The following is a 15,064-nucleotide window of genomic DNA, read 5'->3' as shown; positions in this document are numbered from 1 at the left end:
TTGCGATGGCAAAGCGTTCACCAATAGCAGGAGTCTATCAGTCACACTAATACAATTAGTTTCAGGGATGAATTAACCGAGTGTCAACAAATGTGATCCACGTAAAGATAGGCCGTATGCCTGGTCTGGCGGCATACAAAAGCCGGCAAGATTGCCGGCTTGGAAGGGATAGTGGGGATTACTTGGCTTGCGACCAACCGAAGATAAAGCCGGTGTCCGGCAGGTCGGTGTAGTTGCGCACCAGATCGTGGTAAGTCTTCGCTGGGTCGAGATCTTTAAACTGCTGCGGATAGATGAATTTCGCCAGATATTCCATGCCGACGATGTTGTACGGATGGTTGTAGAACTGGTGATAGATGCCATAAGCGCGATTGTCAGTCACGGCAGAAATCTGCGAAATACCGTTGCGCGCCAGCAGCGCCTTGGCTTCTTTATCCACGCTGGCCTGCTCTGCGCCGTAGCCTAGCGGCAGGATGTGCGACACGCTGCCGTTACTTGGGCGTGATGAGCCAGTCATGATGTAGGCATCAGGCTTCATGCTGATCACCTTCTCCAGCGACACATCGCCAGACGCGCCCGGCAGCAGTTCGGTGCCGATATTGGTCGCCCCCACGGCTTTCACCAACTTGCCCCAGCCCGCGTCGCCGTGGGTAAAGCAGCAAGAGTCGGAGCGGCCCGCAATGGCTTCAACAAAGACTTTAGGTTTTGGATTCACCGCCGCCACCACCTGTTGGAGATGCTGGTAGTGCTTGGTGTAGAAATCAGAATAGGCTTTGGCGTTTTTCTCTTGGTTCAGCACTTTACCCAGCAGGTCGATGCTTGGCGCGGTGTCCTTGGCCGGGTCCAGCTCATAATCAACAAACAGCACCGGGATATTCAGGGACTTGAGTTTATCCAGCACGCCCGCCTGTTGCAGAGACGCTTTGGCACGCAGCTGAGCAATCATCAGGTCAGGCTTCTGAGCAATCACCGTTTCGAGATCTACCTGCCCTTTGTCGCTAAAGCCCATGTCGAGGATCTTGTCCGCGCTCGGCCATTTGCTTTTCAGCATGTCCCAAGTGCCGATATCGGTTTTCTTCAGCAGGTTATTCCACGCCACCACGTGCTGGAACGGATTGGATTTATCCAACACCGCCAGAGAAAGAATATCGCGACCATCCTGCAAAATAATACGCTGCGGCGCTTTTTCAAAAGTAAGCTTTTGACCATCAAGGTCAGTCACATTCAACGGATAAGTGGTAGCGAAACTGGCAAAGGAGGTAGCGAGCAGGCCGGCAACAGAAAGCGTGCGGACAGTATTCTTGAGCATGTTTGTTCCTTTGAAATGAGCTTGAAAAAAACCTGAGATGAGAATGGAATAAAATTGATTTTGATAACCATTATCAAATAATGCCCAAATCATAAACAAACACTAATTAGCAGGGAAACTTTTTTTGTTGCTAACAGGTTGATAAAACATGTCGAAATGTAAATTGCGGGGGAGAAAAGAGGGAATGCAGAGATACCCCGCCCGGCAAGGATAGCCGGGCGGGTTGCTCGTCATAACACGCGGGTTAGTGCGCGTCGCGGCCGATATAGTGCAGTAAGAACTCACTGACCATGGCGCCCTTGAAGGCGGACTGGGCTTTGTCTGCCGCCGCGCTGTGGCCGCCTTCGGTGTTTTCAAAGAACCAGACGTCAGGAATGCCTAACTGCTGCATTTTGGCGGCCATTTTACGCGCGTGGCCGGGGCCAACGCGGTCGTCGCTGGTGGCGGTGGTTATCAGGATTGGCGGGTACTTTTTGCCGGCATCCAGATTGTGGTAAGGCGAGAATTGGCGAATAAACGCCCACTCTTCTGGGATTGCAGGGTCGCCGTACTCGGCAATCCACGATGCCCCGGCGGAGATCTGCGTGTAGCGCTGCATGTCGAGCAGGGCCACTTCACAAACAATCGCGCCAAAGAGTTCAGGGTAAAGTGTCAGCATATTGCCCACCAGCAGACCGCCGTTGCTGCCGCCCTCCGCCGCCAAATGCTTGGCCGACGTGATGTTGCTGGCGATTAGCGCCTTGGCCACTGAGGAAAAATCTTCATAGGCGCGTAGGCGATTCTCTTTGAGCGCTGCCTGATGCCAGCGCGGGCCGTATTCGCCGCCGCCGCGAATATTCGCTAAGACATACACGCCGCCGCGATTAAGCCACGACAGGCCGCTGGTACCGAGATAATAAGGCGTGAGCGAGATTTCAAAACCGCCGTAGCCATACAGCAGCGTCGGATTTTTACCGTCGTACACCACCTCTTTGCTCGACACCACGAAGTATGGCACGCGGGTGCCATCGTCAGACTGGGCGAAGTGCTGGCTCACCTGATACCCCGAGGCGTCGAAGTGCGCCGGGTCCTGCTTGAGAACCTCCGGCGGCGACTGGCTATCGTCCAGACTGCCGATGTACAACGTGGTCGGCTGCAAGAAGCCGCTGACCGTCATGAAGTAGTCGTTCGTCTCTTCGTCGATGCCATAAATCTGGATTTCGCTCAGATCAGGCGCGTCGCCAATGCTTGCGCGCAGCCACTCCCCTTCGCGCGGGGTCAACACTTCCAGCTGGTTCACCACGTCTTGGGTCACGCTAATAATAAAGTGGTCGCGGGTCGAGGAGTAGCCGCTGAGCGCAGTGGTTTCCCCCGGCACAAACAGTCTGGTCATCTGGCGCTTTCCGGCCATAAAGGCTGCGAAATCAATCGCCAACAGCGAGCCAGACGGATAGGTTTCACCCCCAATCTGCCACTCACTCGACGGCTCGACAATCATCCACTCGCGCCACAGGCTGAATTTGGCGTCGGCGGGTAAATCGACGGCCACCAGCCCCTGCTCGGCATCAATCAAAAAGGCTTCACGACGATAGAAGTCGATCACCCGAATGATAAAGTCCTGCTCAAAGCCCGTGCTATCGGCGTGATAGCCCACCGCCATCATGTCACTTTTCTGTGCACTAAACTGGGTGACGGCGGCACTGAGCGGCGTGCCGCGCTGCCATATTTTCACCGTGCGCGGGTAGCCCGAGGTGGTCATCGAGTCTTCGCCAAAATCGGTGGCGACAAACAGGTGGTCGTGATCAATCCACGAAATAAGGCTTTTCGCCACTGGCAGGTTAAAGCCGTCCTCGACAAAACTGAGGGTTTGCAGATCAAACTCGCGCACTGCCGAAGCATCGCCGCCGTCTGGGGAAAGCACTAACAGCGCCCGGCGATAGTCGGGTTTGAGGTGCAACATGCCGTGGTACACCCAGTCCTGCCCTTCGGCTGCGCCCAGCGCGTCGATGTCCAGCACGGTTTCCCACGCAGGCTCGGCCTTGCGGTACTCCTCAAGGGTGGTGCGGCGCAGCAGACCGCGCGGGTTTTTCTCATCCTGCCAGAAGTTGTACCAGTGCTCGCCATGCTTAGTGATCCCAGGGATCTGCGCCGGGGAGTTCAGGCCGGTCAGAACCTGCTGGCGAATGCGCTCGAAATCTTCGCCAGAGGCGAACTGCGCGGTGGTTTTCGGGTTTTGCTGCTCTGCCCACTCCAGCGCAGGCTGGTCGCGAATGCCTTCCAGCCAGATAAAATCATCCTGATCATGAACTGCGACTAACTCTTTTTTTCCTACTGTCATAATCTTTGCTCCTGCAAAATTGAAAGTTAAGCGTTCAGCCTGCTGCCTTAGGTTTAATGGCTCACTGCAACAAAATACCCTGAATCAGACTGGCTTTCACCACGGTAACCTGAGGGATATTCAGCGCCTGCATGTAACCTTCTACCAGCAACAGGTTGCTGACGTCGGTCGCGCGGTAGTCACCTTTTAACTCAGAATTCCCTTTCCAGACGTTATTTTTCGACGCCTGCTCGAGGTCAGCAAGGCCATAGCTGTTGTTGTGCAAATGCACCTGACTCTTGATAGAGAAGCCGTGCACCCCGCCAATGCCAATCACCCGTTTGGTCTGGGCATCCTTTTTCATCTGCGCGCTGACATGGGTGCGAGCATAGAAATTGACATAACGCAGCACGGTATTGCGCAGGGATCCAATGGGGTTTGGCGTGCTATCAGCCGCTAAATCTTTGTTCTGCAGCACATTAGTGATGAAGTCTTTCAGCGTGACCGAGGCCAGCTTGCCCTGATAAACCTCCACTGAGGGTTTGCCCGCCTGCTCGTGGTAGGAGGTCATCTGCATCGATCCCCCGCCAATATCCCACACCAGCAGATCCTCATCTTTGACATTTGGCTCATTCAGCGCGGCCTTGGCAGACTGGAATCCCAGCTCGGCTTCCCGCTGCTGAGTGATAATCTTCAAATTCACATGTGCCTGCTGGTTGAAGCGATCAATCACCTGCTGGCCGTTAGACGCCGTGCGGAATACCGCCGTCGCTACGCCAGTCACGCGGGTTGGCCTAAAGCTTTCGGCCTTCTTCACCATCTCAGACAGCGCGGCGACGCCCTGCTGCTGGATCTCCTCGCTCAGCTGGTTATTGGTCGATTTCGCCAAATCGGCGTTAAAACCCACCGGACGCTGATCTTCATACAGCACCTTACCCAGCCGATGCTGGCACACATCCACCTGCGTCACCTGAATCTTGGTGCTGCCGGACCCCATATCTATCCCGGCACGATTCTCAATACAGCTCTTGACCGCCGCCGCCACCGGCAAGGTGGTGAAAACGCCACACGCCAGCGTCAGCCCTATTACTCCGTGCAAAATTTTATTCATTCTTCCCTACCCTGAAATCAATTAATCGATGAGGAACGACCCATCTTAAATAGAAGGAATCTCAAGCCGCATTGCAGCATTCTTACTATAAAGAGATTCGCCACGGAGGATAAATAGTTTTAATTTATAATGAGATAAAGGACGGAAGAGAATATATCGCCATGGCGGGAGGAGTAGAGATAAGGCAAAGGTGGCTGTTTTACACAGCCCGCCAGCATCACAGATGCAGCAGGCCGTGGTCGCGCTCAGCTAATTAAAATCAGCTTTTACTCACTGAGACAATTTCTTTGATCTGGCTGTAATTAGTATTGCCATGATCGGTTTTGATCGTAGGGTAAATCCTTTCCCCTTTTTTGACAAAGCCTGTTACCTCGTGGGTAGAGCCGTTCTTAACAGTAATAATATCGCCTACACTGATCGAACTTTCGACTTCGCTCATATTAATCCTTAATACTTACAATCGCTTAACTTCAAAGTACCCATTTCTTACCTTTAGAGAGTAGGCTTTAATGGCGCACATAACCAGCGGCTTTGGTTTTGGCCCTGCTCACGACAGGCATACGGGCTCCGCGCCGGACGCTAGGATAAATCCTGAATCACCAAACTTAAGTGAAATTTACCAGTTTCATCTTGAAGCGCTAATACCGAACGTTATTATGAGTCTGCAAGCACTTATTCCCCTATAAGACGTTGCATCTCATTGGACTATCCCCTCGTAAAGCATTACGACATCCCGCCCACCTTGAGCGGGATTTTTTTATCTGTTGTTTTTGCCCCTTGGTTCACGCCCTTCTAATGCATTCGCAAAATCCTGTGAAAAGTCATGGTACTATTCGGCCTATTCCAGCCGCTACAACATCAATGTGCCCATGACTGAAACTTACGAATTTCTCAATAATGTGCCGGTTAACCAGCAGATCTACCGCACCCTGCGTCAGGATATTGTCACCTGCGCGATCCCCCCCGGCGCCCTGTTATCGGAGAAAGAAATTTCGTCGCGGTTCAACGTGTCGCGCCAGCCGGTGCGCGAAGCCTTCATTAAGCTGGCGGAAGCAGGCTTGGTGCAGGTGTTGCCGCAGCGCGGCACCTTTGTGATGAAGATTTCAGCCAAGCGCGTCGCCGATGGCCGTTTTATTCGCGAAGCCGTGGAAACCGCCGTGGTGCGCCGCGCGGCGAGTGTCGCCACTGACAATGACCTGTTGATACTGGAGCACAATTTGCAACGCCAGCGGCTGGCGGCGAAGAGCCAACAAACGCAGGAGTTCTTGCTGTTAGATGATGAGTTTCATCGCTCAATCGCGCAGATCATTGATTGCCGCCTGGCATGGGAAACGGTGGAGCATATCAAGGCGACCATGGACCGCGTGCGCTTCCTGACGCTGAGCAAAGTCTCGCCGCCGGAGAGCCTGATTGAACAGCACGACAACATTCTTAGCGCGCTGAAAGCCCGCAATCCTGACGCCGCCGAGCGCGCGATGCGTATTCACCTGCAAGAGATGATTTCCACCATCACGCCGATTGCCGAGCAGAACCACGATTGGTTTGATGCGGAGTAAACGGCGGTTTAGATAATGGTTTCCGGTGTCAGCACCCGTTTGGCACCGAGATAGTGATCCTGCCAGAAAGGCTCATTCAGAGTGCTAATGCGAATATCCTCGCCGGTTCTTGGCGATTCAATAAATTTGCCGTCGCCGAGATAAACGCCCACATGGTCGGCGTTTTGCTGGGTGTGGATGTGGAAGAAGATCAGATCTCCGCGCCTTAACTGGCTCTGAGTAATGGTCTTGCCTCTGGCTCGGCGATACATGCCGTTGGCGGTGCGCGGCATCCCTTCCGTTAGCAGGCCGTGGTAGGCGAAGTAAACCAATCCGCTGCAATCAAAGCCAATTCTCGGCGAGGTTCCTCCCCAGACATAGGGTTTCCCCAACTGTTGCATCAGGGTCGACATGGCTTTTTGCGTGGTCTGTTGCAGATGGTCGCGATAAGCCAGCGCAATGCTATCGCTGCCCAGCGCCTCGGGAGCCGCCGTTTCACGATGCTGATGGCTAAACCAATCAGGATGCTGGGCGATAAGTTGGCGATTGGCCTGCCGCTGCGCCAACGAACTGTGCAAGTTTGAGGCGCTGGCGGTTTTCAGCGGCTTATCGCCATAGCTGGTGGCCACCACCTTGACCGGATGGTGCATCAGCAGCTCGCGGTTTCTGGCCCGCTGCTGGGCGGCGAAGCTCAGCTTCACCGTCGGCGCAGGGGTTTTCTTATTACTGGTTATCTTGGGTTTACTGGTGACCTTGGGTTTACTGCTGACTTTGTGCACCTTCTTCTTCACCACCTGGCTACGCTGGGTCGGCGCGGCGATGGCGCGCAACGGCGTCATCGCCAGCAGCAGACAGCCGCTCATCACAAAAGCGGCCAGCAAGCGACGCGCCGTTGAGGCGCCCGGCTCATGTAGCGTCGGCAACAGCGCCGAAGGTTCACATATCAGGTTGAAGATATTCATCACAATTACTCTGCGGATGCCGAAGTCGATGTCGACAGCCCCTCCCGTTTCTCTATTTTTTGCGTCAACGGCTCGACCACTTTATCGCCGCGATCGCCAAAGAATTCGTACAGCGAATCTGACGCGGTTTTGGTTAGCACCATGATTTCTATCCGGCGATTGCGAGCGCTTTCTGGATTTTTCGGGTCCAGCAGCATCTGATCGGACATAGCGTTAACCTGTAGCACTTTGCCTTTGGCAAGGCCGGCTTGCTCTAGCACGCGACGTGCCACCAGCGCGCGGTCGCCCGACAGATTCCAGTTGTTGTACATCGCCTGGTTTTTGTACATCACCGCGTCCGTGTGGCCGCTGATAATGATTTTGTTATCAATGTTGTTGAAGGTCGGCGCCAATTCGGTCAGCAAGGTGCGGAAGAACGGCGTCAGGCTGGCGCTGCCGCGCTGGAACATATCGCGATCATGGCCGTCCTGAATCAGTACTCGCAAGCCCTGCGGGATCACTTCAATCTCCAAATTGGCTTCCATATGGTTTTTCTTGGCGATGGTGTTGATATTGGCCGCCAGTTCACTCAGCTCGCGGGCCGATTTTTTGCTGCTTAGCGCGTCCATCTTGTCGGCGGCGTTCACCTCTTGCTGGCGCACATTCACCGGCGGCTTTTCTTCCGGTTTTGGCGGCGTCGTCTTAGGTTTCTCAATTACCGGCGGCGTTTTTTGCGGCTCTTTATAGGTCACCGGCAGCGGCTTGGCGATAACCGAATTGTTCTTGCCAATCGAGCTAAGGGGGGCAAACACATTGCCTTTGAAAATCGACTGGTCATGCAGCGCGGCGACAATCTCTTCGCGCTCTTTTTGGTTAACTGAGCTGACAATCAACTTCGTGGTGGTGACCAAGGGGGCCGAGCGTATTTCCGAGGTATCGGCGCGATTCACCCTCGACGCCATGCCGGGCAAACAGATGGCGATCGACGCCGACCTGAATGCCGGGCTTATCAACCAAGAGCAGGCGCGAACCCGCCGCAAAGAGATCGCCAGCGAGGCGGATTTCTACGGCGCAATGGACGGGGCATCGAAGTTTGTCCGAGGGGACGCCATCGCCGGGATGATGATCTTAATGATCAACCTGATCGGCGGTATCTGTATCGATATCTTTAAATATGACCTGAGCGCCAGCGCCGCCTTCCAGCAGTATGTCTTGCTGACCATCGGTGATGGTCTGGTTGCGCAAATCCCGTCCCTGCTGCTCTCCACCGCAGCGGCAATTATTGTTACCCGCGTCAATGACAGCGGCGATATGGCCACGGAGATGAAGCGCCAGCTGCTGGCTTCGCCGATGACGCTCTACACGGCGGCGGGCGTAATGTTCGTGCTGGCGGTGGTGCCGGGCATGCCGCACCTGCCGTTCCTCTCTTTCACCGCGATGCTGGCCTACACCGCATGGCGCATCAGCCGTCAGCCTAAGGCGGCAGTCAATGAAGCCGAGCAACTGGCAGAAATCTCGAAAAATATCAGCGAAGATATTGAACAAACCGTTAGCTGGGAAAGCATTCCGCTGATTGAGCCAGTGGCGATTAGCCTTGGCTACAAGCTGGTAACGCTGGTTGATAAATCTAAAGGCAGCCCCCTCACTCAGCGAATACGCGGGGTGCGGCAGGTGGTGTCGGAAACCTACGGCGTGCTGCTGCCCGAGGTGCGAATTCGCGAGAACTTCCGCCTTAAGCCGACCCAGTACATCATCACGGTCAACGGCATCAAGCAGGCCAGTGGCACCCTGCCCGCCGATAAACTGATGGCGCTGCCCTCCAGCGAAACCTATGGCGAGGTGGACGGCCAGCTGGATAATGACCCGGCCTACGGCATGCCGGTGACCTGGATAACGCCGGACCAGAAGCCGCACGCGCTTAATCTGGGCTATCAGGTTGTGGACTGCGCCAGCGTAGTGGCAACTCACGTCAACAAGGTGCTGCGCCAGCATATTCCTGACCTGTTTAACTATGACGACATCACCCTGCTGCACAACCGGCTGGCGTCGATGTCACCCAAGCTGGCGGAAGATCTCAACGGCGCGCTGAACTACAGCCAGCTACTGCGCATCTATCGCATGCTGTTGCAAGAAGGGGTGTCGCTGCGCGATATCGTGGTGATCGGCACCACGCTGCTGGAAAGCTCCGCCACCACTAAAGACGCCTTCCTGCTCACCGCCGACGTGCGTTACGCCCTGCGCCGCAGCATCACGGCGGGCATGGTTCAGGGCAGCGCGCTGTCGGTTTACACCCTGCATCACGAGCTGGAAACGCTGCTGATGACCGCCTTTAATCAGACTCAAACGGCGGGTAAAACGCCGCTAGACAGCATTCCGCTCGACCCTAACCTATTGACTCAATTCCAGAATACGCTGCCAAAAGTCAAAGAGCAGATGAAAGCCATCGGCAAAGAGCCGGTGCTGCTGGTGCCACCACAGCTGCGCCCGCTGCTATCGCGCTATGCCCGTTTATTCGCACCGGGGCTGCACGTGCTCTCTTTCAATGAAATCCCCGATGAACACGAACTGCGTATTGAAGGCAGCCTGACTTAACTTTCCTCCCCCTCTTCCCGCGCCCTTTTCTGGGCGTGGGGCATTAAAATTGTGGTTTTGCTAGCACTGACATAAATATGTACAGCAACTTAGGCTACGCTATAAATAATGTCACTTTGCTGGAAGCCCAGTTATGTCGTTAGCCACCCCCTCGACCTCTTCCGTTTTAAAGAAAAGCTATTACAGCGCGGATCAAAGCCTCTCCCTCGGCCAGTTGGACGTGGAGAAAATCGAGCAGATCGCCCGTGATTTGGACATCTCGGCCAGTGATAAAGAGCATTATGTCACTGGCTGGATGGGGCAAAACAGCGTGGTGCTGGTGCGCAACTATCAAGACAAACGCGGCGCCTCTAACGGCTTGGTGATGTCTCGCGGGCAGCGCTACAAGCTCAGCGTACAGGCCATCAAGTTCCGCATTCCGAAATTCCTGCTGTGGATGACGCTGCGCCGCAGGCCGCGCACCATGTCGGTGGTCGGCTATACCCGCCTTGGCGCACAGGCTACCGGCTTGCAGCAATTCCACACGCTGGCCGACAAAAGTTTGAAACAACAGTTGGAAAACGACTGGCGCGAGCTTAATGACTACCTCGGTATGGCGTGCTGGCAGATGGAAAACAATCAGCCGATGTGGCGCAGCGTGCAAAGGGAAATCTCGCCGCAGGCCCTGTGGTATCTGGCTGACAGCGATCTGTTCAGCGGTAAGAAACTGCAAAAGGATGGCGATTTTGAAGGGATGTGGACCAAGAATCGTTTCCTCGGCCGCCGCACCGGCGAGCACGCGGCGCTGCTGATTTCATGGCGCGACGAGGAGAATGATGACATCGCCAGCTACCTCTATGAGCGAGTGACCGCCAACCAGATTCGGCTGTCGCTGCGCCCGCGCAAAGAGGAGAAGTTCTACCCGTTGAACCCGTTCGACGCCGAGCATTTGCAGCAGGCGCTGTCGATGTTCAAGCAGGTAGAACCTGAGTTATGCCATAACAAGATCCGAGCCTGACACCAGAGTTCCGCTCATTACCACCATTACCACCATTGATGAAAATGGTGAACCGGGCCGATACCTTGCCCCACTTCAAGCGAATCTGCTTGCATCAAAGCCTGTTGCAGATAAGCCTTCGCGGCGCGAACGGTGTCCGGCCAGTTATCATGGCGCGGGCGCAGAGCCGCCAACGCCGCCGACAGCGTGCAGCCCGTGCCATGGGTGTGACGAGTGTCGACGCGCGGCGCGGTAAAGCGCTCGCGGGATCCGCGCATAAACAGCCAGTCCGGGCTTTCGCTATCCGTTAAATGCCCCCCCTTCATCAGCACCGCGTCACAGCCCATCGCTAGCAGCGCCTCGCCCTGTTCACGCATCTCTTGCTCATTCTGCGCCATGTCGCACTCCAGCAGCGCCGCCGCCTCCGGCAGGTTCGGCGTGATAATCGCTACCTGCGGCAGCAGCAGGCGTCGCAGCGCCTCAACCGAATCCGCCGACAGCAGCGGATCGCCGCTTTTAGCCAGCATCACGGTGTCCAGCACCACGAACGGCGGCTGGTAGTGTCGAAGGCGCTCGGCCACGGCTTCAACAATATCGCTGTTAGCCAGCATGCCGATTTTGGCGGTATCAATGCGCACGTCGCCGAGTACCGAGTCCAGTTGCGCCGCCACAAAAGCCGGGTCGATGTTGTAAACCGACTGCACGCCACGGGTGTTTTGCGCCACCAGCGCGGTGATAACGCTGGTGCCGTAAGCCGCCAGCGCCGAGAAGGTTTTCAGGTCAGCCTGAATCCCCGCGCCGCCGCTCGGGTCAGTCCCGGCAATGGTTAAAGCATTGATACGCTTCATACTGCTTCCCCCGACGTCAGCATCTCACCATTCAGCAGCCACAGGTTGTCGAGGAAAGCCGGGGTAAAGCTGCCCGGCCCGCGCGCCTCGTGGCAAGCTCTTTCGCCCGCGCACGACATCACCCGGCAAGCCGCCGCGACGTTATCCAGCCGGTCGTCTGGCAGGGAGACAAAAGCCGCCACTACCGCCGACAGTGCGCAGCCGGTGCCGACAATGCGGGTCATCAGGGCGTCGCCGCCTGTCACAGCAAGGCTGCGCGCGCCGTCGGTGACATAGTCAATCTCCCCCGTCACCGCCACGATAGCGCCGGTTTCGCGGGCCAAGGCTTCGGCGGCGGGCAGCGCGGAGAGGGAGTCATCGCCGCTATCCACGCCGCGCCCGGTGGAGGTTAAGCCATTTAACGCACGGATCTCAGAGGCATTGCCGCGAATCGCGGCAGGGCCCAGTTTGATCAGCTGGCGGCAAAACTCGGTGCGCTGCGCCAAACCGCCGACGGCCACCGGGTCCAGCACCCAAGGCTTCCCAGCTTGATTAGCCGAGTTAACCGCCGCCAGCATGGCGTCGGCATGAGGCTGAGTTAGCGTCCCGACGTTAATCAGCACCGCATCGGCAATGGCGCTGAACTGCGCGGCTTCGGTTGGGTCCACCACCATCGCGGGGGAGGCATTCAACGCCAGCAGCACATTGGCCGTAAAGGATTGCACAACATCATTAGTCAGACAGTGAACCAGCGGCTTAGCGTGACGCAGGTTTTCGAGGGCAGCGGCAGCAGAGTTGCCGGAAAAAACGGAAGGTCGAGTGTTCATATTTCTCCCAACCGGCGCTAAAGAAGGCGGTATCGGGAGAGATACCTGACTTCCCTACGCTGGCATAATCCAGATCAGGTAATACGGGTAAGGTCTCAGCCCTTTCTTTCACAAGAAGGACACCCCGAGTCAACGAAAGCCATTATTGGTTGGCACGTCTGGAAGATCAACCTAGAATCGTTGAAGCGGGTAACAATGGAGAAGATGTCTTGCAGATACGCCCTTATGAAGAAGCCGATCGCCCTTTTTTACGCACCCTGTACCTCGCGTCACGCAAGGATACGTGGACTTGGATGGACACTGATGATTTTCAACTCGAAGATTTCGACCGCGCCATCCTTGGAGAAACGGTGATCGTCGCCGAACATCAAGGAAAGTTGCTAGGTTTTGCGTCCATCTTCATCCAAGAGAATTTCCTGCATAACCTGTTCGTAGACCCCGCCCACAAAGGCACCGGCGTCGGCAGCGCCCTGCTCCACGCCAGCGAAGCCATGTTCACCGGCACCGGCTCACTCAAATGTTTGATCAAGAGTAAAAACTCCGTCGGATTTTATCTCGCCAAGGGATGGGAGATAGTCGCCGAGGGCGAGAGTCCGAAAGGGGATTATTATCTTTTTCATTTCTTGAAGAAATAATGCCCTTGGCGGGCGGCCTAAATCTTTAAATTCAAATTCAAAACCGTGGGCTGCCGCCACACCGGCCTCAAGGGGCGCCAATCGCCGCGCCCCTTGAGAATCCCCGGCTCTTTACTGCGCGCTCCGCTCGTTAGGCGGACGTATTTCAGGTAATTCAGTTCTCCACCGCAAAATGTTGCCGCTTAGGCGGTGCCTTCGCTTCAGGCTTCGAGCCTAAGGTCTCGAACCGTTCGCTCAGCGCCATTTTTGACTGCGGTTTTGAGGCATCTAAACCGAGCCGTTTCAGTTAATTTTGTCTTGCGCCCTCCCAGCCTCCCCCTTGTCAGGGGGAGGAGCAGAACGGTACTCCACTGAAACGGCACGGTTGAAATGCCAGTAGGTCGCGTTCAGAAGTGACGCCGAATGAATGGTTCGAGACCAAAGGCTCGAAGCCTGAAATTCGGGAACCGCCTAAGCGGCGGCACTTCGCGACGATCACAATGGCTGCTGAAACACGTTCATTCCAACCCTGCGCAGCCTCGATCTAACAACAGAAAAAACGCAGGGTTCCAAGGGAGGCGCGTTTACGCCTCCCTTGGTCGGTGTGGGCCGACGCCCACGACCTTGAATTTGAATTTGAATTTGGATTTGGATTTGGATTTGAATTTGAATTTGAATTTAAAGATGCAATAGAAAAAGGGGAAAGCGGGATTAAACGCCGCAACGTTTACCCCACTCCCCCCTTCACTGGGCAGTGATGATCAGCCGGGGATCACTCCCCGCGCAAATCCTTCACATCTTTATCTTTCACATTTAACGCTGGCTGAGCACCAAACTCTTTAAACATATAAGTGCTCAGCGTGGCGATCTGCTTGTCACTCAGGGTGTCAGCAAAGCCCGGCATAAACACGTCGCCGTCGTTAGTTTTGCGCGATACGCCGTGCAGGATAACGTTGACTAAGTTGTTTGGCATCTGGGCACCTACTACGCTGTTTTTCATCAGCGATGGGTAATAGCCGTCTTGGCTACCCTGACCGCCGAAGCTGTGGCAGCTTGCGCAGTTGCCGAGGAAGAGGCGCGCGCCGTCGGTTTCCTGACTGGCTTTGAATGGCACGCCGCGCAGGTTGTCTACGCTGGTGCTCTCATGGCCCCAATCGGAACGGCTCTTGGTGACAGAAGAATCCGCCTGCGGCTTGAGCGTCTGGATGTAGGTGGCCATCGCGTTCAGATCGGCATCGGTCAGATGACGCGTACTGTTTTCGATCACTTCCGCCATCGGGCCTGCGGCCTGCGCTTTGCCACTGACGTGACCAGAGCGCAGATACTGCACGATGTCGCCTTTGCTCCAGCTACCAATCCCGGCGTTTTTGTCGGAAGAGATGTTGAACGCGGTCCAGCCGTCAACCTCGGTTCCGGCGTAAGGCTTGCTGTCTTTCATCCCCATGGTGATGTTACGCGGGGTGTGGCACTCGCCGCAGTGACCTAAGCCTTCGACCAGATATTTACCCTGATTCCACTCGGCAGACTGCGCGGTGTCTGGCTCAAAACGCTTGCTGTCGAAGTTCACCAGATTCCAGAACCACATGCCCCAGCGCTGGTTGAACGGGAACGGCATCTCGTTTTCACGATTTTGCTGATGCACCGGCGGCAGGCTGAACAAGTAGGCCTTAATGGCTTTCACGTCGTCATCTTTCAACAGCGTGTAAGAGGTGTACGGGAAGGCCGGATACAGGTGATGGCCCTCTTTGTTCTTACCTTCGTGAACTGCGCGCAGGAAGTCTTCGTCGCTCCATGTGCCGATACCCGTCTCTTTATCCGCCGTGATATTTGGCGAATATAGGGTACCCATTGGGGTTTTAAAGGCTAATCCACCGGCAAAAGGTTTACCGTCTTTGGTGGTGTGACAGGCCACGCAGTCCGCGGCCTGCGTCAGGTATTCACCGCGTTTAATCAGGTCCACGCCAGTCTCTTCGGCCTGCGCCGCCAAGCTGAACAAACCGACAGCTGCCATCAGGCTAAGGGTTAACTTTTTCATC

At 55.6% G+C, this 15,064-nt stretch carries 12 protein-coding genes, 1 pseudogene and 1 riboswitch; of the genes and pseudogenes, 4 read left to right on the top strand and 9 right to left on the bottom strand.

Features of this window, described 5'->3' with window-relative positions; translation table 11 throughout:
* Window positions 1-178: 178 nt before the first annotated feature.
* The 4 genes from SBO83_RS00995 to SBO83_RS00980 all read right to left on the bottom strand — a co-directional run bounded on the left by SBO83_RS00995 (window position 179) and on the right by SBO83_RS00980 (window position 5,155).
* Window positions 179-1,309, bottom strand: a complete 1,131-nt coding sequence (locus SBO83_RS00995) for an ABC transporter substrate-binding protein (RefSeq protein ID WP_396130177.1) — start codon at window positions 1,307-1,309, stop codon at window positions 179-181.
* Window positions 1,310-1,553: 244 nt separating this feature from the next.
* The gene (locus SBO83_RS00990) at window positions 1,554-3,626 is read right to left on the bottom strand and encodes a prolyl oligopeptidase family serine peptidase (protein WP_396130176.1); all 2,073 of its coding nucleotides are present in this window, start codon (window positions 3,624-3,626) and stop codon (window positions 1,554-1,556) included.
* A 61-nt stretch (window positions 3,627-3,687) separates the two neighbouring features.
* Window positions 3,688-4,716, bottom strand: a complete 1,029-nt coding sequence (locus SBO83_RS00985) for a Ppx/GppA phosphatase family protein (protein ID WP_396130175.1) — start codon at window positions 4,714-4,716, stop codon at window positions 3,688-3,690.
* A 259-nt stretch (window positions 4,717-4,975) separates the two neighbouring features.
* A complete protein-coding gene (locus SBO83_RS00980) occupies window positions 4,976-5,155 on the bottom strand; it encodes a hypothetical protein (RefSeq protein WP_185688334.1) in 180 nt (59 codons plus the stop codon).
* A gap of 430 nt (window positions 5,156-5,585) precedes the next feature.
* Between SBO83_RS00980 and SBO83_RS00975 the strand changes: the two genes are divergently transcribed.
* Window positions 5,586-6,272: a GntR family transcriptional regulator gene (locus tag SBO83_RS00975; protein WP_353501310.1), complete on the top strand. Its 687-nt coding sequence runs from the start codon at window positions 5,586-5,588 to the stop codon at window positions 6,270-6,272.
* A gap of 8 nt (window positions 6,273-6,280) precedes the next feature.
* Here SBO83_RS00975 and SBO83_RS00970 read toward each other — a convergent pair whose 3' ends face one another.
* Together SBO83_RS00970 and SBO83_RS00965 are read right to left on the bottom strand one after the other, a co-directional pair.
* Complete coding sequence (locus SBO83_RS00970; RefSeq protein ID WP_396130174.1) at window positions 6,281-7,213, bottom strand: NlpC/P60 family protein; 933 nt, start codon at window positions 7,211-7,213, stop codon at window positions 6,281-6,283.
* A gap of 5 nt (window positions 7,214-7,218) precedes the next feature.
* Window positions 7,219-8,142 (bottom strand): OmpA family protein, encoded by a 924-nt coding sequence (locus tag SBO83_RS00965; RefSeq protein WP_396130173.1) that lies wholly within the window; start codon window positions 8,140-8,142, stop codon window positions 7,219-7,221.
* On the opposite strand from SBO83_RS00965, the pseudogene SBO83_RS00960 reads away from it, so the two are divergent.
* Window positions 8,075-9,784, top strand: a pseudogene (locus tag SBO83_RS00960) (flagellar biosynthesis protein FlhA); the annotation flags it as partial. The gene SBO83_RS00965 and the pseudogene SBO83_RS00960 sit on opposite strands and share 68 nt — an antisense overlap.
* A gap of 133 nt (window positions 9,785-9,917) precedes the next feature.
* Window positions 9,918-10,781 (top strand): hypothetical protein, encoded by an 864-nt coding sequence (locus tag SBO83_RS00955; protein WP_396130172.1) that lies wholly within the window; start codon window positions 9,918-9,920, stop codon window positions 10,779-10,781.
* Window positions 10,782-10,807: 26 nt separating this feature from the next.
* On the opposite strand, the gene thiD is transcribed toward SBO83_RS00955, so the two are convergent.
* Both thiD and thiM read right to left on the bottom strand, forming a co-directional pair.
* Window positions 10,808-11,608, bottom strand: a complete 801-nt coding sequence (gene thiD / locus SBO83_RS00950) for a bifunctional hydroxymethylpyrimidine kinase/phosphomethylpyrimidine kinase (protein ID WP_396130171.1) — start codon at window positions 11,606-11,608, stop codon at window positions 10,808-10,810.
* Window positions 11,605-12,414: a hydroxyethylthiazole kinase gene (thiM, locus tag SBO83_RS00945; protein ID WP_396130170.1), complete on the bottom strand. Its 810-nt coding sequence runs from the start codon at window positions 12,412-12,414 to the stop codon at window positions 11,605-11,607. Before thiM ends, thiD begins: the two co-directional genes overlap by 4 nt.
* A gap of 34 nt (window positions 12,415-12,448) precedes the next feature.
* Window positions 12,449-12,551, bottom strand: a riboswitch (TPP riboswitch).
* A 72-nt stretch (window positions 12,552-12,623) separates the two neighbouring features.
* Between thiM and SBO83_RS00940 the strand changes: the two genes are divergently transcribed.
* Window positions 12,624-13,049 carry a GNAT family N-acetyltransferase gene (locus tag SBO83_RS00940; protein WP_396130911.1) on the top strand — a complete coding sequence of 142 codons (426 nt, stop codon included), beginning with the start codon at window positions 12,624-12,626 and terminating at the stop codon, window positions 13,047-13,049.
* 751 nt (window positions 13,050-13,800) lie between these two features.
* On the opposite strand, the gene SBO83_RS00935 is transcribed toward SBO83_RS00940, so the two are convergent.
* The gene (locus tag SBO83_RS00935) at window positions 13,801-15,063 is read right to left on the bottom strand and encodes a c-type cytochrome (RefSeq protein ID WP_396130910.1); all 1,263 of its coding nucleotides are present in this window, start codon (window positions 15,061-15,063) and stop codon (window positions 13,801-13,803) included.
* Between the last annotated feature and the right edge of the window lies 1 nt (window position 15,064).

Source organism: Ewingella allii (assembly GCF_044430645.1).
Classification (GTDB): Bacteria; Pseudomonadota; Gammaproteobacteria; order Enterobacterales; family Enterobacteriaceae; genus Ewingella; species Ewingella allii.
The sequence above is the reverse complement of the archived record's forward strand: the minus strand, read 5'-3'. Positions and strand labels throughout refer to the sequence as shown.

Coding starts and splice junctions, on each gene's coding strand:
- SBO83_RS00995 (WP_396130177.1), bottom strand. CDS start 1,309: ATGCTCAAGAATACTGTCCGCACGCTTTCTGTTGCCGGCCTGCTCGCT.
- SBO83_RS00990 (WP_396130176.1), bottom strand. CDS start 3,626: ATGACAGTAGGAAAAAAAGAGTTAGTCGCAGTTCATGATCAGGATGAT.
- SBO83_RS00985 (WP_396130175.1), bottom strand. CDS start 4,716: ATGAATAAAATTTTGCACGGAGTAATAGGGCTGACGCTGGCGTGTGGC.
- SBO83_RS00980 (WP_185688334.1), bottom strand. CDS start 5,155: ATGAGCGAAGTCGAAAGTTCGATCAGTGTAGGCGATATTATTACTGTT.
- SBO83_RS00975 (WP_353501310.1), top strand. CDS start 5,586: ATGACTGAAACTTACGAATTTCTCAATAATGTGCCGGTTAACCAGCAG.
- SBO83_RS00970 (WP_396130174.1), bottom strand. CDS start 7,213: ATGAATATCTTCAACCTGATATGTGAACCTTCGGCGCTGTTGCCGACG.
- SBO83_RS00955 (WP_396130172.1), top strand. CDS start 9,918: ATGTCGTTAGCCACCCCCTCGACCTCTTCCGTTTTAAAGAAAAGCTAT.
- thiD (WP_396130171.1), bottom strand. CDS start 11,608: ATGAAGCGTATCAATGCTTTAACCATTGCCGGGACTGACCCGAGCGGC.
- thiM (WP_396130170.1), bottom strand. CDS start 12,414: ATGAACACTCGACCTTCCGTTTTTTCCGGCAACTCTGCTGCCGCTGCC.
- SBO83_RS00935 (WP_396130910.1), bottom strand. CDS start 15,063: ATGAAAAAGTTAACCCTTAGCCTGATGGCAGCTGTCGGTTTGTTCAGC.